Source organism: Modestobacter sp. SYSU DS0657 (genome assembly GCF_054050925.1).
The window spans coordinates 36,499-55,974 of the sequence record NZ_JBJHAG010000012.1 but is presented as its reverse complement, the minus strand read 5'-3'; the positions used below and the strand labels follow the sequence as shown (position 1 = coordinate 55,974).

At 75.2% G+C, this 19,476-nt stretch carries 17 protein-coding genes; 6 read left to right on the top strand and 11 right to left on the bottom strand.

The window, feature by feature from the left end; translation table 11 throughout:
• Window positions 1-15: 15 nt before the first annotated feature.
• From scpA to ACI79A_RS09745, 4 genes are all read right to left on the bottom strand, one after another.
• Window positions 16-2,223: a methylmalonyl-CoA mutase gene (gene scpA / locus ACI79A_RS09760; protein WP_457082473.1), complete on the bottom strand. Its 2,208-nt coding sequence runs from the start codon at window positions 2,221-2,223 to the stop codon at window positions 16-18.
• The gene (locus ACI79A_RS09755; protein WP_457082471.1) at window positions 2,220-4,145 is read right to left on the bottom strand and encodes a methylmalonyl-CoA mutase subunit beta; all 1,926 of its coding nucleotides are present in this window, start codon (window positions 4,143-4,145) and stop codon (window positions 2,220-2,222) included. Before ACI79A_RS09755 ends, scpA begins: the two co-directional genes overlap by 4 nt.
• Before the next feature lie 80 nt (window positions 4,146-4,225).
• Window positions 4,226-5,452 carry an amidohydrolase gene (locus tag ACI79A_RS09750; protein WP_457082469.1) on the bottom strand — a complete coding sequence of 409 codons (1,227 nt, stop codon included), beginning with the start codon at window positions 5,450-5,452 and terminating at the stop codon, window positions 4,226-4,228.
• Window positions 5,449-6,600: a glutamate--cysteine ligase gene (locus ACI79A_RS09745; protein WP_457082467.1), complete on the bottom strand. Its 1,152-nt coding sequence runs from the start codon at window positions 6,598-6,600 to the stop codon at window positions 5,449-5,451. Before ACI79A_RS09745 ends, ACI79A_RS09750 begins: the two co-directional genes overlap by 4 nt.
• Before the next feature lie 152 nt (window positions 6,601-6,752).
• Between ACI79A_RS09745 and ACI79A_RS09740 the strand changes: the two genes are divergently transcribed.
• From ACI79A_RS09740 to ACI79A_RS09725, 4 genes are all read left to right on the top strand, one after another.
• Entirely contained in the window at window positions 6,753-7,598 is an 846-nt protein-coding gene (locus ACI79A_RS09740) for a purine-nucleoside phosphorylase (RefSeq protein WP_457082465.1), read from the top strand.
• An 11-nt stretch (window positions 7,599-7,609) separates the two neighbouring features.
• Complete coding sequence (locus ACI79A_RS09735; RefSeq protein WP_457082463.1) at window positions 7,610-8,455, top strand: NAD-dependent epimerase/dehydratase family protein; 846 nt, start codon at window positions 7,610-7,612, stop codon at window positions 8,453-8,455.
• Window positions 8,452-10,089: a phospho-sugar mutase gene (locus tag ACI79A_RS09730; RefSeq protein ID WP_457082461.1), complete on the top strand. Its 1,638-nt coding sequence runs from the start codon at window positions 8,452-8,454 to the stop codon at window positions 10,087-10,089. The genes ACI79A_RS09735 and ACI79A_RS09730 overlap by 4 nt, the downstream gene beginning before the upstream one ends.
• Window positions 10,090-10,227: 138 nt before the next feature.
• On the top strand, window positions 10,228-12,297 hold the full coding sequence (locus tag ACI79A_RS09725) for an acyltransferase family protein (protein ID WP_457082459.1): 2,070 nt from the start codon (window positions 10,228-10,230) through the stop codon (window positions 12,295-12,297).
• Between the two features lie 145 nt (window positions 12,298-12,442).
• Here the strand turns inward: ACI79A_RS09725 and ACI79A_RS09720 are convergent, their stop codons facing one another.
• The 5 genes from ACI79A_RS09720 to ACI79A_RS09700 all read right to left on the bottom strand — a co-directional run bounded on the left by ACI79A_RS09720 (window position 12,443) and on the right by ACI79A_RS09700 (window position 15,475).
• Window positions 12,443-12,736, bottom strand: a complete 294-nt coding sequence (locus ACI79A_RS09720; RefSeq protein ID WP_457082457.1) for a DUF805 domain-containing protein — start codon at window positions 12,734-12,736, stop codon at window positions 12,443-12,445.
• A 249-nt stretch (window positions 12,737-12,985) separates the two neighbouring features.
• Entirely contained in the window at window positions 12,986-13,147 is a 162-nt protein-coding gene (locus tag ACI79A_RS09715) for a hypothetical protein (RefSeq protein ID WP_457082455.1), read from the bottom strand.
• A 61-nt stretch (window positions 13,148-13,208) separates the two neighbouring features.
• Window positions 13,209-14,093: a Gfo/Idh/MocA family protein gene (locus ACI79A_RS09710; RefSeq protein WP_457082453.1), complete on the bottom strand. Its 885-nt coding sequence runs from the start codon at window positions 14,091-14,093 to the stop codon at window positions 13,209-13,211.
• Between the two features lie 82 nt (window positions 14,094-14,175).
• Window positions 14,176-14,799: a uracil phosphoribosyltransferase gene (gene upp / locus ACI79A_RS09705; RefSeq protein WP_457082451.1), complete on the bottom strand. Its 624-nt coding sequence runs from the start codon at window positions 14,797-14,799 to the stop codon at window positions 14,176-14,178.
• Between the two features lie 31 nt (window positions 14,800-14,830).
• Window positions 14,831-15,475, bottom strand: coding sequence for a maleylpyruvate isomerase family mycothiol-dependent enzyme (locus tag ACI79A_RS09700; RefSeq protein ID WP_457082449.1), 645 nt, complete (start codon window positions 15,473-15,475; stop codon window positions 14,831-14,833).
• A gap of 194 nt (window positions 15,476-15,669) precedes the next feature.
• Between ACI79A_RS09700 and ACI79A_RS09695 the strand changes: the two genes are divergently transcribed.
• Window positions 15,670-16,515 (top strand): SDR family oxidoreductase, encoded by an 846-nt coding sequence (locus ACI79A_RS09695; RefSeq protein WP_457082447.1) that lies wholly within the window; start codon window positions 15,670-15,672, stop codon window positions 16,513-16,515.
• Window positions 16,516-16,586: 71 nt separating this feature from the next.
• Here the strand turns inward: ACI79A_RS09695 and ACI79A_RS09690 are convergent, their stop codons facing one another.
• Window positions 16,587-17,444, bottom strand: a complete 858-nt coding sequence (locus ACI79A_RS09690) for an alpha/beta fold hydrolase (RefSeq protein ID WP_457082445.1) — start codon at window positions 17,442-17,444, stop codon at window positions 16,587-16,589.
• A gap of 74 nt (window positions 17,445-17,518) precedes the next feature.
• Here ACI79A_RS09690 and ACI79A_RS09685 point away from each other — a divergent pair, with 74 nt between their 5' ends.
• Entirely contained in the window at window positions 17,519-17,974 is a 456-nt protein-coding gene (locus ACI79A_RS09685) for a GNAT family N-acetyltransferase (RefSeq protein WP_457082443.1), read from the top strand.
• Window positions 17,975-18,044: 70 nt separating this feature from the next.
• On the opposite strand, the gene ACI79A_RS09680 is transcribed toward ACI79A_RS09685, so the two are convergent.
• Entirely contained in the window at window positions 18,045-19,253 is a 1,209-nt protein-coding gene (locus ACI79A_RS09680) for a DUF222 domain-containing protein (protein ID WP_457082561.1), read from the bottom strand.
• Between the last annotated feature and the right edge of the window lie 223 nt (window positions 19,254-19,476).

Here is a 19,476-nt window from a genome sequence, read left to right as displayed (position 1 = left end):
ATGGCCATTCTGCCCTCAGTGTCCGAGCCGGGACGAGAGCGTGCGGAGCAGCTCCTGCGCGGCCTGGGCGATGACCGTGCCGGGCGGGAACACCGCGGCGGCGCCCATCTCCCGGAGCGTCGGGACGTCGTCGGGCGGGATCACCCCGCCGACGACGACCAGCACGTCGTCGGCGCCCAGCTCGGCGAGCGCGTCGCGCAGCGCGGGGACCAGGGTGAGATGACCGGCGGCTAGCGAGGAGACGCCGACGACGTGCACGTCGGCCTCCACCGCCTGCCGGGCGACCTCGTCCGGGGTCTGGAACAGCGGGCCGACGTCGACGTCGAACCCGAGGTCGGCGAAGGCGGTGGCGATGACCTTCTGGCCGCGGTCGTGCCCGTCCTGGCCCATCTTGGCCACCAGGATCCGCGGCCGGCGCCCCTCGGCCTCGGCGAACCGGTCGGTCATCGCTCGGGTCTCGGTCACGGCGCCGGAGTCGCCGGCCTCGTCGCGGTACACACCGGAGATGGTGCGCACCTGACCGGCGTGCCGCCCGTACACCGCCTCCAGCGCGTCGGAGATCTCCCCCACCGTCGCCCGCGCCCGCGCGGCGGCGATGGACAGCGCCAGCAGGTTCTGCTCGAGCCCGGGCCCCCGACGGCCCTCGGCGGCGGCGCGCGCGCCGTCGGTGAGGCGGGCCAGCGCCTCCCGGGTCGCGACCTCGTCCCGGGTCGCCCGCAGCTCGGCGAGCTTCGCCTTCTGCTGGGCGAGGACGTCGGCGTTGTCGACCCGCAGCACCTCGACCGCCTCGTCGGCCTCGACCCGGTACTTGTTGACGCCGATGACCGGCTGGCGGCCGGAGTCGATGCGCGCCTGGGTGCGGGCCGCGGCCTCCTCGATGCGCAGCTTCGGGATGCCGTCGTCGATCGCCTGCGCCATGCCGCCGGCCGCCGCGACCTCCTCGATGTGCGCCCAGGCCCGGCGGGCCAGGTCGTGCGTCAGCTTCTCCACGTACGCCGACCCGCCCCACGGGTCGATGACCCGCGTCGTCCCGGACTCCTGCTGCAGCAGCAGCTGGGTGTTGCGGGCGATCCGCGCGGAGGCGTCGGTGGGCAGCGCCAGCGCCTCGTCCAGGGCGTTGGTGTGCAGCGACTGGGTGTGCCCCTGGGTGGCGGCCATCGCCTCCAGGCAGGTGCGGACGACGTTGTTGTAGACGTCCTGCGCGGTCAGCGACCAGCCCGAGGTCTGCGAGTGGGTGCGCAGCGACATCGACTTCGGGTTCGTCGCGCCGGCCTCGCGGACCAGCCGGGCCCACAGCAGCCGCCCGGCCCGCAGCTTCGCGACCTCCATGAAGAAGTTCATGCCGATCGCCCAGAAGAAGCTCAGCCGCGGGGCGAAGGCGTCGACGTCCAGGCCCGCGGCCTTGCCCGCCTGCAGGTACTCGACGCCGTCGGCGAGGGTGTAGGCCAGCTCCAGGTCGGCCGTCGCCCCGGCCTCCTGGATGTGGTAGCCGGAGATGGAGATCGAGTTGTAGCGCGGCATCCGCTGCGAGGTGAACGCGAAGATGTCGCTGATGATCTGCATGGAGGGCTGCGGCGGGTAGATGTAGGTGTTGCGGACCATGAACTCCTTGAGGATGTCGTTCTGGATCGTCCCCGTGAGCTGGTCCGGGCTCACCCCCTGTTCCTCCGCGGCGACGACGTAGAGCGCCAGCACCGGCAGCACGGCGCCGTTCATCGTCATCGACACGCTCATCCGGTCCAGCGGGATGCCGTCGAAGAGCTGCCGCATGTCCAGGATCGAGTCGATCGCCACCCCGGCCATCCCGACGTCGCCGACGACCCGGGGGTGGTCGGAGTCGTAGCCGCGGTGGGTGGGCAGGTCGAAGGCGACCGACAGGCCCTTCTGCCCGGCGGCCAGGTTGCGCCGGTAGAAGGCGTTGGACGCCGCGGCGGTGGAGAACCCGGCGTACTGCCGGATGGTCCACGGCTGGGTGGTGTACATCGTCGGGTAGGGCCCGCGCAGGTAGGGCGCGATGCCCGGGTACGTGGCCAGGGAGTCCAGCCCGGCGAGGTCGGCCGGGGTGTACAGCGGCGGGACGGCGATCCCCTCCGGGGTCTGCCAGGCCGCCTCGGCCGGGGTGCGCCCGGTGGCCTGCTGGAACCGCTCCGCCCAGTCCGCGCCGGTGGCCCCGGCCGCCGGCGCACCCAGCTCCAGGTCCCCGAAGTCCGGGATCCGGCTCATCGCCCCACCTCCGCCGCAGGAACGGCCGTCGTGGCGGCGAGATGGTCCACGACGGTGGTCAGCACCGCGAGGGCGTCGCAGCCGGTGAACAGGTGCCCGTCGACGCCCTCGACGTCGGCGGTGCCGGCCAGCCACACCTGCGTCGCCCCGGCCGCCCGGAGTTCCGCGGCCAGCGCGGCGGCGTCGGAGGCGTGGTCGCGGTCGGTGCCGCAGATGCAGGCCACCGTCGTCCCCGCCTCGGCGAAGCCGGAGGCGCGGTCGCCGGACGGCGTGCGCAGCCCGCCGGCGGCGAACAGGTTGGCGGCGAAGCCGGCGCGTGCGGTGTGCCGGGCGACCGGGCCAAGCGTGGCCAGGTAGACGCCCGGACGGGGGTCGGTGGCCTCGACCCGGTCGCGCAGCGCCTCGAACCGCTCGGCGGTGCGCACCCGCGGCAGCCCGCCCGGCCCGGACGGCGGACGCCACGGGTCCGGCCGGCGGGTGGGCAGCACCTCCACGGCGTCCGGGAACTCCGTGACGCCGGTGACCGCGTCGGTGCGGTGCGCCACGCGCTCCTCCCGGGCGGCCCGGGCGGCGCCGACCCGCTCGGCGACCAGCCCGGAGGCCAGCGCGGCGGGCAGCCCGCCGGCCCGCTCGACCTCGGTGAACCAGGCCCAGGCGGCCTGGGCGACGGACTCGGTGAGCGCCTCGACGTACCAGGAGCCGCCGGCCGGGTCGAGCACCCGGCCCACGGACCCCTCCTCCAGCAGCAGGGTCTGGGTGTTGCGGGCGATCCGCCGGGCGAACGCGTCGGGCAGGCCCAGGGCGGCGTCGAAGGGCTGCACCGTGACGACGTCGGCGCCGCCGACGCCCGCGGCGAAGCAGGCGACCGTCGTGCGCAGCATGTTCACCGCCGCGCCGTGCCGGGTGACCATCGCCGAGGAGGTGACCGCGTGCTGGCGCATCGCCCGGTGCCCGGCGGCCACCCCGCTGGCCTCGCCCACCCGGTCCCACAGCCGGCGCGCGGCGCGCAGCGCGGCGATGGTGGTGAACTGGTCGACGCCCGCGGAGAAGCGGAACTCCAGCTGGCCGAACGCCTCGTCGGCGGAGAAGCCGCCCGCGGTCAGTGCACGCAGGTAGCCCACCCCCGCGGCGACCGCGCAGCCGAGCTCCTCGACCACCGAGCCGCCGGCGTCGGCGAACACCGTGCCGTCGACGACGACGGTGCGCCAGCCGGCGGGCGCGCGCCGGGCGAGGGCGGCCAGCCCGGAGAGGTCCTGCTCCTCCCCCGTCGCCGCCTGCACGCCCAGCGGGTCCAGCCCCAGGCAGCCGCCCGCCGCCAGCACCGGGCCACTGTCGGTGCGCGCCTCGACCAGGGCGAGGAACGCCTCCGCGGCCTCGGGGCCGCCCTGCAGCGTCAGCGGCGCGAGGTCCAGGTACACGTCGGCGAGCACCTCGCCGAGCGCCTCGACCGGGACCGCGCCCGCGCCGAGCACCAGCCACAGCGAGGTGACGCCGTTCTCCAGGTCGGCGGCGATCGCCTCCCGGGTGCGGGCGACGTCGGGGTCGGCGTGGCGGGCCCGGACGTCCCAGCCGCCGGGCACGGTCAGCTCGCCGTCACCGCCGGGCACCGACGCGACGCGCGACCCGCGGACGAACGGCGGCAGCCCGGGCACCCCGACGGCGGCGGGCAGGTGGGCGACGTCCTCGGCGGTGTACAGCGGCGCGACCGTCACCCCGGTGGCCACGGTCGCCCGCAGCGCGTCCTCGACCGGGTCGGGCAGCTCGCCCCGCCCGACCTTGCGCAGCACCCCGGCGACCAGCTCCCGCCACTGCTCCCGGGTGGCGGCCGGGAAGCCCGCGACGAGGGCGAGCTCCTCGGGCGTCCCCGGCTCGGCGGGGGGTGGCCCGCCCGGGCGGGTCGCCTGCTGGTCGGTGGAGCTCATCCTCAGGGTCCCCCGCCTCTCCGGTCGAGCGGTCAGCGCGTCGGTGCGGTCCGCGCGCGTGGGGCCAACCTCTACACGATCTACCGCGCGGGGTCACCCACGGGGACGGCGGAGTCGGCCGTCAGCGCCTGGAGCGCGGTACGGGCCAGCAGCCGGACGCCGACCCCGATGGCGGCCTCGTCGACGTCGAAGGTGCCGCGGTGCAGGTCCAGCACCGGGCCGTCGCCCGCGGTGCCCAGCCGGGCCAGCGCGATCGGCAGCACCTCGGCGAACCAGCCGAAGTCCTCCCCGCCCATGCTCTGCGGGGACTGCACCACGGCGTCGCCGCCGACGGTCTCGATCGCCGCCCCGCGGAGCAGGGCCACGCTGCGCGGGTCGTTGACCACCGGCGGGACCCCGCGCACGTACTCGATCGACACCCCGGCGCCGGAGCCGGTGGCCACCTCGGTGACCAGCCGCCGGACCAGGTCCTCCGCCTGGTTCCACACCGAGCGGTCCAGCACCCGCAGCGTGCCGCGCAGCGCGCCGGTCTGCGGGATGGCGTTGGCGGCGACGCCGGCGCTGACCGACCCCCACACCAGCGACAGGCTGGCGCGCGGGTCGACGACCCGGGAGAGCAGGCCGGGCACCTCGGTGACCACCCGGCCCAGCGCGTGCACCAGGTCGACGGTGAGCTGCGGGCGGGCGGTGTGCCCACCGGGCCCGGTGAGGGTGACCTCGACCCGGTCGCAGGCGGCGGTGATCGAGCCGGTGCGCAGCCCCACCTGCCCGGCCGGCAACGACGGGTCGCAGTGCAGCGCGAAGGCCCGGGTGGCGCCGGCGAGCAGGCCCTCGTCGACGACCTCCAGGCCGCCGCCGGGCACCTGCTCCTCGGCCGGCTGGAAGACGCAGCGGACCGTGCCCGGCAGCCCCTCCTGCGCGGCGAGGGCCAGCGCGACGCCGAGCAGCACGGTGGTGTGCACGTCGTGCCCGCAGGCGTGGCAGAGCCCCTCGCGGGTGGAGCGGTAGGGCACGTCCTTGAGGTCGGCCAGCGGCAGCGCGTCGATGTCGGCCCGCAGCACGACGACCGGGCCGTCGGGGTCGCCGGTCACGTCGCAGACCAGACCGGTGCCCGAGCGCAGCCGCCGGGGGCGCAGCCCGGCCGCGGTCAGCCGCTGCTCCAGGTACGCCGTCGTCTCGTGCTCGGCGAACCCCAGCTCGGGGTGGGCGTGCAGGTGCCGGCGGACGGCGACCAGCTCCGGGTGGTGGTCCCGGGTCCAGGCGTCCAGCTGCGCGCCGGCGTCGTCCCGGAGGCGCTCCCCGCTCACCGCGGCTCCCCGGCGGCCGGCAGGCCGTCGCGCAGCTCGGCGACCAGGCTGTCGACGACCGGGTGCAGGTCACCGTCGTGCGCCGCGGCGACCGCGCGCTGCCGCTGGTAGGAGGCGCCGACCTCCAGCACCCGCCGGACGTCGAGCAGCTCGGCCTCGCAGCCGAGCTTGCGGGCGGTGGGCAGCAGCTCCTCGACCAGCTCGGCCAGCGCCTCCCGGACGGGGGCGACGGTGCCCTGCTCGTCGACGACGATGCGTGCGTCCAGCCCGTAGCGCACCGCCCGCCACTTGTTCTCCCGGACGATCCAGCCGGCCGGGGTGGGCAGCGTGTAGCCGCGGTCGAGCTGGGTGTCGAACTGCTCGACCAGGCACTGGGCCAGGGCGGCGACCGCACCGATCTCGTCGAGGGTGGGCAGCCCGTCGCAGATGCGCAGCTCGACGGTGCCGAAGTCCGGGTGCGGCCGCACGTCCCACCACACCTCGCGGACGCTCTCGATCGCGCCGGCGGCGATGAGCGTGCCCATGTACTCCTCGAACCCCGCCCAGTCCGACAGCTGGTAGGGCAGCCCGGCGGTCGGCATCCCCTCGAAGACCTTGGTGCGCACCGAGGCCAGCCCGGTGTCGCAGCCGGACCAGAACGGGGAGGACGCCGACAGCGCCAGGAAGTGCGGCACGTACTGCAGCAGCGCGTTGACGATCGGCATCGCCTTGTCGGCCCCGCGCACGCCCACGTGCACGTGGACGCCGAAGATCTGCAGCCGCCGGGCCGGCCACTGCATCCGCTCGACCAGCTCGGCGTACCGCTCCTTCGGCGAGATCTCCTGGCTGTCCCAGCGGGTGTAGGGGTGGCTGCCGGCGCACATCAGGTCCAGCCCGCGGCGGTCGGCCGCCGCGACGACCTCGGCGACGGTGCCCGCGAGGTCGGCCCTGGCCTCGGCGACGGTGGTGCAGATGCCGGTGATCACCTCGACGGTCGACTGCAGCAGCTCGTGCTTGGCCTTCGGGTGCTCGTCGAGCCCGTCGGGGGTGATCTCGGCGAGGATCTCGGTGGCTCCGGAGGTCAGCTCACCGGTCCGGCGGTCGACCAGCTGGAGCTCCCACTCCACTCCCAGGGAGGCGCGCTCGGACGAGTGGAAGGGGATCTGCACCCGGTGAGTCTAGGAGCGGACCCGCCGTCTCGCCGGTCGTGACCGACGGCCGGGACGGGCCCCCACCGCGGGCACCGCCGGGTCGGAGGACGGCGCCCGGTCGCGCCACGAGCGGTCGCCCACCCCGGCAGGGGCTGGGCTACCGTCGGCGCGTGAGCGACCCGAATGCCGCCTTCCCCGCCGCCCAGCGTCCCACCGCCGCCCGGCTGGTCGACCCCGCCGCGCTGGCCGCCCGCGCGGCGGACGACCTCACCGCGGCCCTGGGGTCCGGCCACGACGTCGCCGTCGTGATGGGCTCGGGGTGGGCCCCGGCCGCCGACGCCTTCGGCCGCACGCTCGCCAGCGTCGGCATCGGTGAGCTGCCCGGGTTCTCGGCGCCCACCGTCAGCGGCCATGGCGGGGAGATCCGCTCGGTCCGCGTCGGTGACCGCAAGGTGCTGCTGTTCCTGGGCCGCACGCACCTCTACGAGGGCCGCGGGGTCGAGCCGGTGGTGCACGGCGTCCGCACCGCCGCCGCCGCCGGGGTGCGCACCGTCGTGCTGACCAACGCCGCCGGCGGGCTGCGCCCCGACCACCGGGTCGGGCAGGCGGTGCTGATCAGCGACCACCTGAACCTGACCGCCCGCTCGCCGCTGGTCGGGGCCACCTTCGTCGACCTGACCGACCTGTACTCGTCCCGGCTGCGGGCGCTGGCGAAGGAGATCGACCCGTCGCTGGCCGAGGGCGTCTACGCGGCGCTGCCCGGCCCGCACTTCGAGACCCCGGCCGAGATCCGGATGCTCACCACCCTCGGCGCTGACCTGGTCGGCATGTCGACGGCGCTGGAGGCGATCGCCGCCCGGGCCGCGGGCATGGAGGTGTTCGGGCTGTCGATGGTCACCAACGCCGCGGCCGGGATCACCGGGGAGGCGCTGGACCACCTCGAGGTGCTGGCGGCGGGCAAGGCCGCCGCCGGCCGCCTCGGGGAGTTCCTAATGCAGCTGATCGGGCGGGTCTGATGACCGGGCCGGTGCTGGTGACTGGCGCCGCCGGCGGCATCGGCACCGTGCTGCGCGGTGGCCTGCCCGAGCACGGCTGGGCGCTGCGCTGCCTGGACGTCGTCCCGGTGCCCGAGCCACGCCCCGGGGAGGAGCACCTTGTGGCCGACGCCGCCGACCTGGCCGCCGTCGCGGCGGCGGCCGACGGCGCCGGCGCGGTCGTCCACCTGGCCGGGGTGTTGGGCGAGTCGACCTGGGAGGCGATCGAGCGGTCGCACATCGAGACCACCCACGCCGTGCTGGAGGCCGCGCGCCGGGCCGGGGTCGGCCGGGTCGTGCTGGCCAGCAGCAACCACGCGAGCGGCTTCACGCCCCGGCCGGCCGACGGGCTGCTCACCGAGGCCGCCGCGCCCCCGCGGCCGGACACCTTCTACGGCGTCGCGAAGGTGACCATGGAGGCGTTGGGCTCGCTCTACGCCGACCGGTACGGCATCGACGTGGTCTGCCTGCGCATCGGCAGCGCCTTCCCGCGGCCGACGACGGTCCGCCAGCTGTCCACCTGGCTGTCGCCGGGTGACACCGTGCGGTTGTTCGACGCAGCGCTGCGCGCGCCATCCCCCGGCTTCCGCGTCGTGTGGGGGGTGTCGGCCAACACCCGGAACTGGTGGGACCTCACCGCCGCCCGCGCGCTGGGGTACGACCCGCGCGACGACGCGGAGGTGTACGCGCCGGCGCTGCTGGAGGTGCACGGCGAGCCCGACCCCCGCGACCCGGTGCACGGCCGGGTGGGTGGGGAGTACACCCTGCCGGACCTCGACGCCGACGTGGTCGCGGCGCAGACGGCACCGGTGCAGCCGAGCAGTGGAGGACCCCGGTGACCCGCTCCCCCGACGTGCTGACCACCGCCCGCGCCTGGGCCGGCGACGACCCGCACGACGGCGACCGCGCCGAGATCGAGGCGCTGGTCGAGGCGCAGGACACCGAGGAGCTGGAGCGTCGTTTCGCCGGCCCGCTCACCTTCGGCACCGCCGGTCTGCGCGGTCCGCTCCGGGCCGGACCGGCCGGCATGAACGCCGCCGTGGTGACCCGCGCGGCCGCCGGCCTCGGCGCCTGGCTGCGCGACGCCGGCCACGCCGGGGGCGGCGTGGTCATCGGCTACGACGCCCGGCACCGCTCCGACGAGTTCGCCCGGGTGTCCGCCGAGGTGCTCGCCGGGGCCGGGTTCGCCGTCTCGGTGCTGCCCCGTCCGCTGCCCACCCCGGTGCTCTCCTTCGCCGTCCGGCACCTGGGCGCGGTCGCCGGAATCATGGTGACCGCCAGCCACAACCCACCGCAGGACAACGGCTACAAGGTCTACCTCGGCGACGGCGCCCAGCTGGTGCCGCCGGCCGACCGGGAGATCGAGGCGGCGATCGCCGCCATGCGGTCGCTTCGCTCGCTGCCGCGCGGCGACGACTGGGTCACCTGCGGCGACGACGTCGAGGCCGACTACGTGACCGCCGTCGTCGGCGCGCTGGCGCCCGGCCGGGTGGCGCCGGCCCACCGCCAGCAGCTCACCGTCGCCTACACCGCGATGCACGGCGTCGGCTCGGCCACCACCCGCCGGGTCTTCGAGGCGGCCGGCTTCGGGCCTCTGCACACCGTGCCGCAGCAGGACCGGCCCGACCCCGCCTTCCCGACCGTCGCCTTCCCCAACCCAGAGGAGCCCGGCGCGGTCGACCTGCTGACCGCCCGCGCCGAGCAGGTCGGTGCCGACGTCGCCATCGCCGAGGACCCCGACGCCGACCGCTGCTCGGTGGTCGTGGCCGGGCGCCAGCTGACCGGCGACGAGGTCGGCGTGCTGCTGGCCGACTGGCTGCTGCGCCGCGGCGTGCGCGGCACCTACGCCTGCTCCCTGGTCAGCGGTTCCCTGCTGGGCGCGCTGGCCCGGGCGCACGACGTGCCGTTCGAGCAGACGCCCACCGGCTTCAAGTGGATCATCCGGGCCGGCTCGGCCGGGGCACCGCTGGTCTTCGGCTACGAGGAGGCGCTCGGCTACGCGGTGACACCCGGCGTCGCGCACGACAAGGACGGCATCTCGGCGGCGCTGGCGGTCGCGCTGCTCGCCGCGGAGCTGCGGGCCGACGGGCGGACGCTCGGCGACCGGCTCGACGAGCTGGCGGTGGATCACGGGCTGTTCGCCACCGGGCAGCTGTCGGTGCGGGTGGAGGACCTCTCGGTCATCGCCGGGGCGATGGCGCGCCTGCGCGACCGGCCCCCGGCGCAGCTGCTCGGCCGGGACGTCGACGCGCGCGACCTGGCGCAGGCCGAGCCGCCGGTGGACGCGGTGCGGCTGACCGGGGACGGCGTCCGGGTGGTCGTCCGGCCCAGCGGCACCGAGCCCAAGCTCAAGGCCTACCTGGAGGCCGTCGTCCCGGTGGCCGACGCCGCCGGGCTGCCGGCCGCCCGCGAGCGGGCGGCCGCGGCGCTGGCCCGCCTGCGCACGGAGATGTCCGCGGCCCTGGGCCTCTGATCGACCCACTGGGCACCGGCTGTCCCACCCGCCCCTCGCGCTCGCCGTCTGCGGCCCGGCGACGGCACGCCGTGTCAGGCTGGCGTTCACCCCCGTACCCGCTCGGCCGACAGCACGAGCACCACCGGAAGGCCCACCTTGTCCGTTCTCGACCAGAGCGTCGCCGTCGTCAGCCAGCCCTCGGGCCGGAGCAGGCGGCGCACCGAGATCGACGGGCTGCGCGGCCTGGCGGTGGCGCTGGTCGTCGGCTACCACGTCTTCAGCGGCCGGGTCTCCGGCGGCGTCGACGTCTTCCTGGTGCTCACGGGCTTCTTCCTCGTCCTCACCGTCCGCGGGCAGGTGGGGCGCGACGGCCGCGTGCACCCCCTGCGCGCGGTCAGCCGCACGCTTTCCCGGCTGCTGCCCACCGCCCTGGTGGTCCTCGCCGTCACCGCCGTCGTCTCGATGGCCATCCTGCCGACGACCCGGTGGCGGGAGATGGCCAACCACCTGATCGCCGCGGTCAGCTTCACCGAGAACCGGCGCCTGGTCCAGGACGCGGTCGACTACAACGCCAGCAACGCCGTCGCGAGCCCGGTGCAGCACTTCTGGTCGTTGTCCATCCAGGTCCAGGTTCTCCTCGTCGTCCCGCCGCTGGTCGCCGCCGGAGCCGTGCTGCTGCGCTCGGTGGGGCGGGCCCACCTGGGCCACGCCGTCACGGTCACCGCCGTGACGGCGGTGACCGCCGCCTCGTTCGCCTGGTCCGTGGTGAGCACCGGTGCCGACCAGCAGGTGGCGTACTTCTCGACCCTGCCGCGCCTGTGGGAGCTGGGCGCCGGCGCCCTGGTGGCCCTGCTCGTGGGCGCGGCACGCCTCGGACCGTGGACCAGCGCGGCGTTCGGCTGGGCCGGGGTCCTCGCGCTAATCGCCTGCGGCCTCGTCATCGACGGCGCGCACTCCTTCCCCGGGTACGCGGCTGCGTGGCCGGTGGCGTGCGCCGCGCTGGTCCTGCTCGCGGGGGACGGCGGAGGACGTCTGGGAGTGCACCGGGCGCTGTCCCACCCGGCCGCCGACTGGCTCGGCCAGCGGTCCTACGCGATCTACCTGTGGCACTGGCCGGTGCTGGTCCTCTACCTGCAGTACGCCAGGCGCGAGGACCCGTCCTCCCACGGCGCCGCGGCGGTGATCGGGCTCTCGGTCATGCTGGCCGCGGTGACCCACCGGCTGGTCGAGCTGCCGGCCGCCACCTGGCTGCGGACCCGGCGGCCCGCGCTGGCCATTTCGATCGTGGTCGCCGCTGCCCTCCCCGTCCTCGGCGCCGGCGTCGGCGCCACCGCCTGGCTGGACCGGCAGGCCGCCCAGCTCACCCAGCTCGCCGCGGACCCGTCCTACCCCGGTGCCCCCGCGCTGAGCGGGCCCGAGCCGGCGACCGGCGGTCTGGCGGGGGTCGTCGCCCGGCCCGAGGCCACGGTGCTGCGCGAGGACTGGCCGCGACTGGACGGGGCCGACTGCCGCAACGACCAAATCACCGAGAGCTCGGTCACGGTGGAGGCCGAGGTCTGCGTGCTGGGCCCGGACACCGCCGAGCGACGCATCGTCGTCGTCGGCGACTCGCACGCCGCGCAGTGGCAGGCGCCGCTGGCCGCGCTGGCGGCCGACCGGTCCTGGCAGGTGCACTCGCTCGTCCGCGGCGGCTGCAACCTGTCGACCGAGTCCGAGTTCATCCAGGAGGACTGGCCGGGGTACGAGGAATGCGCCGCCTGGCGCGCGAACCTGGTCGACCGGATCATCGCGCTGGACCCCGACCTGGTGGTCACCCTGGGCACCCGCACCGGCCTCTCCCCCGGGGAGGAGTCCGTGCCGCCAGGGTTCGTGGCCGCGTGGCAGCAGCTGTCCGATGCCGGTGTGCGGGTGGTGGGCATGCGCGACACCCCCCGGCACCCGACCGACACCCCGGACTGCCAGACCCGACTGGGCGACACCGCCGTCGAGTGCGAGGTAGCCCGGTCGACCGTCTACACCGAGGGGCTGCTGCAGTCGGTCGGCCCCATACTGCCCCCCGGCGTCTCCCTGGTCGACACCAGCGACTGGTTCTGCACCGACACGACCTGCCCGGCGCTGATCGGCAACGTGCGGGTCTACCTGGACGGCGGGCACGCCACGGCCACCTACATGCGCACCATCGCCCCGCTGCTGGGGCCCCGTCTCGCGGAGGAGCTCGGCTGGTGACCCGTCCCGTCCGGGGTGCAGTCGCTCCCACGGACGGGTCCGGGAGGCAGCTCGCACTGTCGCCCGGCCGGGGTGGTGACGCCGGCGGCCGTACCGGTCGGCGCGGCGCTCCAGCCGTGCGGCGTCCTGGGCTACTGGTCCGCGGTCAGCTGGGTGGTGGCCGGCCGTAGCGGTTGGGGTGCGGCTGGGTGCCGAGGAAGCCCGCGGTCACCAGCAGCACCAGCCAGCCGACCCCCGGCACCAGCACCCACAGCAGCCACCAGGCAGAGTGGTCGCGGTCGTGCAGCCGGGTGACGGTCGAGGCGATGTTCGGGACGATCAGCAGCAGCGCGCTGATCGCGGTGACCGGCCCGCCCTCCTGCGGGCAGAACCACAGCAGTCGGCGACGTCCGACTCGCCCGGGCGGTCGGTGAACCGCGGCCAGCTGTCCGGGAACCATGAGGCGTCCACCGCTGACGCGGCAACGCCGACCAGCGCGAACAGCAGCACGTAGCGCAGCCACCAGTCACTGCGCCGGATCCGCCCGGTCGGCAGGTACAAGCGCACCAGTCCACTCACCGCTCCCTCCCGGACCCGTCGTCGGCGTCCTCCCGGTCCAGCGTGCGCCGGTGCCGGCGCACGACCGCCCGCAGGAGGAGGTGGATGAGCACGAGCCCGGCGGCGGAACTGCTCGGACCAGAGGAACGGTTCACCACGGTGGGGCCAGCACCGCCCCGACCACCATGCGCAGGTCGCGCCTCCACAGGGCGTAGGCGACGTGCAGGATGTCGCCGCCCACCGTGGGGTAGCCGGTGGCCGCCAGGTAGACCCGGGTGGCGACGATCGACCCGGCGAAGCCGATCAGCAGCAAGAAGGCGTGCCGGTCGGCGTCGACCCGGCGCGAGAGGTGGGGCCCGGGGCTGTCCCGCTCGTCAGGACACGGCCTCCCGGCAGCCGCTGGCCAGGGCGCGCTGCGCGGCCTCGAGCACCCGGACGACGTCCCGGCCGAAGGCGGCGTCGCAGGGGTGGGCGCCGCCGGTGAGCGCGGCGGCCTGCAGCTCGTCGACCGCGACCCGGTGCGCGGCGACCGCGGTGTCGGACTCCGGCAGCAGCACCAGCCGGCCGGCGTCGCCGTGCACCCACACGTCGATGCCCGCCGACAGCCCGGCGGCGGTGTGCGACAGCGTGACGGTGCTCGCCCGCCCGTCCTCGTGGCCGAGGACCAGGTGCACGGTGTCGCCCTGCCCGGCGCCGGCCTGCACGGTGCGCACGGGTCCGAGGGTGGGGACGAGCAGCGCCAGGGCGTGCGGGCCGACGTCCCACAGCGCGCCGTGCTGCCGCCGCCACGCGGAGTCGAAGGGGCTGCCGGCCAGCGAGCCCAGCCAGGTGACCGCGCCGCCGGCCAGGGTGGTGCGGCTCGCCTCCTGCAGCCAGGTGGAGGTCGCCGTCCGGAAGCGGCTGGTGAAGAAGACGACCGAGGCGACGCCGGCGGTCTCGACCGCGGTGACCACCCGGTCGGCGGCCGCGAGGGTCAGCCCCACCGGCTTCTCCAGCAGGAGGTGCTTGCCCGCTGCGGCGGCGCGCTCGGCCAGCGGCACCTGCACGTCCGGCGGGACGGCGACGCTTACGGCGTCGACGTCGGCGAGCAGCGCGTCGAGGTCGTCGGTGCCGGCGACGTCGAACTCCGCGCCCACCGCCTTCGCCTTGGCCAGGTCACGGCCCCAGACCCCGGCCAGCTCGGCGTCGGGGTGCTCCGCCAGGGCGGCGGCGTGCACCGTGCGTGCCCAGTGGCCGGTGCCCAGCACCCCGAACCGCATCAGGCCACGTCCCTGGGTCTGCCCACGGTCACTCCGCTCCGCTCCTCGCTCGTTCCTCGCTGCGATGCTCACTCCGTCGTGGTCAGACGGCGCCGAACTGGCGGTCGCCGGCGTCGCCGAGGCCCGGGACGATGTAGGCGTTCTCGTCCAGGCCCTGGTCGACGCTGGCGGTGAAGACGCGCAGCGGCAGGCCGCTGGCCTCCAGGCGCTCGATGCCCTCGGGAGCGGCGAGCGCGCACAGCACGGTGATGTCGGTGCAGCCGCGGTCGGTGAGCAGGGTGCAGCAGTGCACCAGCGAGCCGCCGGTGGCCAGCATCGGGTCGAGGACGAAGACCGCCCGGCCGACCAGCGACTCCGGCAGCGAGGCCATGTAGGCCTCGGGCTGGAAGGTGACCTCGTTGCGGGCCAGGCCGACGAAGCCCATCTGCGACTCCGGCAGCATGCCGTGCGCGGTGTCGGCCATGCCGAGGCCGGCACGGAGCACCGGCACGATCAGCGGCGGACCGGCCAGCCGGTAGCCGATGGTGTCGGTGACCGGGGTGGTGATCGACTCCTCGGCGATCTCGAGGTCGCGGGTGGCCTCGTAGACCAGCATCTGGGTGAGCTCGCGCAGGGCGGCGCGGAACGCGGCGTTGTCCGTGCGCTCGTCGCGCATCCGGGACAGGCGGGCGCGGGCGATCGGGTGGTCGACGACGGTCAGCTGCACGGCGCACACCGTATCGGCCTGCAGGCATCGGTCAGGAGCGGAGCCGGGCGGCGGCCTCCCCGACCCCCGGTCCGGTGACCCCGGTTGCGGCGACCGGCCGGCCGGTGGCGAGCAGCAGCAGGTCCCCGGCGCAACCGCGGACCTCGGCGCCCTGCCCCGCGGCCCAGTCGGTGTCGGTGCCGACCAGCCGGAGCCCGTGCAGCCGCCGGGCCGGGCGGCCGTAGAAGACGTTGGTCCAGACGTGCTCCAACGCCGGGACGGCGAGCGCGGGTGGGGTGGGGAGCCGGCGCCGGAGCGGTCGGGCGATGTCCTGGCTGTGCACCAGGACGTCGACCAGCGGGTCCCACCGGCTGGACATGCCGACGCGGCGGTCGAGTGCGGCGGTCTCGCGCAGCTGGGCGGTGAGCACGGCCGGCGGGTGCGCGGTGGCGCGGTGCCGGGCGGCCCGCGCCTCGGCCCGGTCGAAGTCGCCGCGGGCCCGCAGGATGCGCAGCACCATGCCGGCGGTGGACTGCCGGGTGGAGAGGGTGAGGTGGGCGAGCACGTCGTGCACCGTCCAGCCACGGCAGAGCGAGGGCGCGGCCCACTCGTGACGGTGCAGGGTGTCGAGGAGGTCGGCGAGGGCGTGCCGCTGCGCGGCGACCTCGGAGAGCATGGCGACGCGGGGCTCGGGCACGGTTCCTCGCACGGGACGGCGGACGTCGGTCACCGACGAGGACTGCGGGGCGGCGCCGGACTCATCGGTCCGGTGGCCGCGACCAGGGCTCGGTCCACCGGATGACCGGTCGGGGCTGCGGTGGCAGGCTGGGCGGCGCATCGGCGTCCCGATCCGCCGGACGGCATCCGTTCCGAGCACCCAGGGAGTCCCTCGTGTCTGCTGCGCCGATCGCCGTCACCGGATCGACCGGCCACCTCGGCGGCCGTGTTGCACGACTGCTCGCAGAGGCCGGGGTGCCACAGCAGCTGCTGGTCCGTGACCCCGCCCGGGCACCGCAGCTGCCGGGAACGACCGTCGTCCGGGCGCCCTACGGCGACCGGGAGGCGGTGCGCGAGGCACTGGCGGGCGTGCCGGTCGTGCTGATGGTGTCGGCGTCGGAGACCGCTGACCGGGTCGACCAGCACCGCAGCTTCCTCGACGCCGCGGCCGACGCCGGGGTCGAGCACCTGGTCTACACGTCCTTCGAGGGCGCCGCGGCGGAGGCGACCTTCACGCTGGCCCGCGACCACTGGGCGACCGAGCAGCACATCCGTGCGCTGGGGCTGCCGGCCACGTTCCTCCGCGACCAGTTCTACCTGGACTCGCTCGTGGAGTTCGTCGGGCAGGACGGCGTGATCCGCGGCCCGGCTGGCGACGGTCGGGTGGCGGCGGTGGCACGGGACGACGTCGCGGACGCTGCGGTCGCCGTCCTCCGCGACCCGGCTGCCCACGGCGGGCGCACCTGGTCGCTGACCGGGCCGGAGGCGCTGACGCTCCACGAGGTGGCCGACACGATCAGCGCGGTCACCGGGAGGGCTACCCGCTACGTCCCGGAGACCCTCGACGAGGCGTACGCGTCCCGCGCGTCCTACGGCGCGCCTGACTGGGAGGTCGAGGCGTGGGTGTCGACCTACACGGCGATCGCGGACGGTTCACTGGCCGGCGTCACCGATCACGTCGCAGAGCTCACCGGTCACCCGGCGCGGTCGCTGGAGCAGGTGCTGCGCGCCTCGCGCTGACGACCGACCGGGCTCCGGCGGCGGTGCACCACCCCGTCACCGAGCCGCCCTGAGCAGCGGGCGGCGGCAGCTCACCGCCCCGCGTCCACGCGTCCAGTGTGTGCCAGCACGGCGGCGGCCAGCGGCGGGAGCACCGGCGACGGCAGCGCGTGCCCCATCCCCGGCACGGTCACGAGGTGGGCGCCGGGGACGGCCTCGGCGATGCGACGGGCCGCCGGCGGCGGGTTGATCGGGTCGTTCGGCGCCTCTACGACCAGAGTCGGGACGGTGACCCGGCCGAGTTCCGCGCCGCGGGCCAGGCCGCCCTGGTCGGCGCGCGCGTGCGCCGCCGGGTTGTCGTGCCGGCCGGCGTGCGCGATCACCCGTTCCTCCATCCGGCGGAACTCCTCGCCGTCGAAGGGGACGTCCGCACCGTTGAGCAGCCGCCAGTGCGCCACCCGCCAGGCGATCTCGGCGTCCCGGTCGCGCGGGTCCGCCAGGTGCTCCCACAGCTCCAGCAGCCGCGGGTCGGTCTCGGTGAAGGGCGCGGGCGCCGCGCCGCCCTCCAGCACCGCGGTCGCGAAGACCGTGGCCGAGCGGAGCCGATCCGGGTGGTCGAGCAGCATGAGCTGCACGAGCGTGCCGCCCATCGACATGCCCACCACGTGGGCGCGGGTGATGCCGAGCGCGTCCAGCACCCGCACCGCGTCCTCGGCGAGGTCGCGCACGGCGTAGGGCCGCTCGTCGAAGGCCCAGGTCGACCGCCCGGTGTCGCGGTGGTCGTAGCTGATGACCCGGTGTCGCTCGGCCAGCGTGCGGACGAGGGCGTCGGGCCACGTGAGTCCCGAAGCGTTGGCGCCCATCACGAGCAGCAGCGGCGAGCCGTCCGCCGGTCCGGTCACCTCAGTCCAGAGCCGGGCGCCCGGGGCGACCTCGACGAACGTCTCCACACCAGCAGGAGAGCACGCACCCGCCCGTGGACGCGACGCGTTTCCGGCCGGGATCTCGCTGCGACACTTCGGGCGTGCTGATCAGTGACCTGGCGCCGGCGACGGAGGATGCACTGGCTGTCGAGCTGCTGACCTTGCAGCGGGCCGCCTACGCCGTTGAAGCCGAGCTGATCGGCGACGATCGGATCCCGGGGCTGCACGAGGATCTCCGGCAGCTGAGGGACGCCGATCTCTCGTGGTTGGGCAGCTGGATCGACGGGCGCCTCGTCGGTGCACTGGCCTGGACGGCCGACCCGGTGACCGTTGACGTCGACCGGCTTGTGGTCGCTCCCGCCATGCACCGCAGCGGTCTCGGCAGGGCACTCGTACGCGAGGTGCTCCGGCGGGCGGACGGGCGGGTGACCGTGGTGTCCACGGGACGCGACAACCTGCCCGCGCGTGCCCTGTACGAGTCGGTGGGCTTCACCGCGACAGAAGACATCGAGGTGCTCCCGGACTTGTGGGTCACTCGTTTCACCCATCGCCCGTGAACGAACGGCACTCACCTGATGCGAGCCGTTCGGAGTTCACTCGATCAGGGTCGAGACGCGCGCAACCGGTTCAGGTGAGCAGTGGTCCGATGAGGATCTCGGTGCCGTCGGGTCGCCAGGTGCGCCATCGGCCATCGGGTTGTCGCTGGACCCGGAATCCGTGGTGGACCTTGGTGTGGTGCCGTTCGCACAGCAACGCGGAGTTGGTCAGGTTGGTCTCGCCGCCGTGCAGCCAGTGGATGAGGTGGTGGACGTCGCACCACCAAGTCGGGGCGCCGCAGCCGGCGAACACGCACCCCTTGTCCCGGCGCTCCACGGCCCGCCGTAGACCGGGGGTGACGACCCGGTGGTCGCGGCCCAGGTCCAGCGGCACACCGTCAGGCCCCATCACGATCCGGGAGACGCTGCCGTCACAGGCGAGGTAGCGGGCCCGGGCGGCGGAGATGGTCGCCCCGAACCCCGTCTGCGCAGCCCCCGGGCCGGTCGCGTCGTCGACGAGGTCGTCCAGATCGATCCCGACGACCACGTGCGGCTTCACCGTCCGCAGCGTCGGCAGGTCACCACCGGCCAGCTGGTTGTCGCACAACTGCACCAGCGCATCGGCCTGCTGCTGGGACCGCGTCCGGGTGTCACCCTTCGGCCGGTTCGCCTGCACCAGCGACTCCACCGCCGCCTGCAGATTCTCCCCACCCACAGCATCCAGATCGAACCGACCGGTGATGCTGCCGTCGGCGTGCTTGGCGATGCTGAGCCGCCGGCCCTCAGTGGGGTCCGGCTCCGGACCGTCGGGGTCGAGGGCGTCGGCGAACCGCCGCACCGCCAGCACCAGCCCCTCGTGCCGGCACTCGGCCGCGACGGTGGCCCAGTCCCGGTCGAAGGCCGCCAAGTCGACCCCCTGCTCCTCGGCACGGGCACGCTCGTGGTCGCCCACCTTGTCCGCGACCACGTCGAACTGCGCCGCGCTCACCTGCCCCGCGGCGAACCCCTCGGCCAGCGCCGGAAAGTGCGCCAACGCCCGCCCCGACCGCACCACCCGCGTCGCCTCCGGCAGGGACATCCGCACGTGCCCGACCAACCACGACCGCATCGACGTCAGCCCGTCGTGCTCCGCGGCCTGCCTGAGCTCGGCATGCCGCACCGTGCGGGCCAACTCCGCCGCGACCCGGTTCGCCACCGACACCAGCAACGCCGTCCGAGCCAGCGCCCGACCGTTCGTCAGACCGTGCAGATCCTCGGCCGCCAACGCGTCCAGCGCCGCCGGCAACGGCGACCCGAACAGCCCCTCCAGGTCATCGGCGGGCAGCTCCGCCACCACGTTCGGCGCAGGAGCGTCCAGCGTCAACGAGTCGCTCACGAACACCCCTCCCGTCGCTCGAACGGCTGTTCGAATGATATCGCGATCGAGACCCTGACAGCAGCCGAACCCCCAGGTCAGACGACTGTCCACAGATCGGACAACCTCCTTGACGGCAGCCGCCCGACCCCCGGGGGAACCGAGCCGG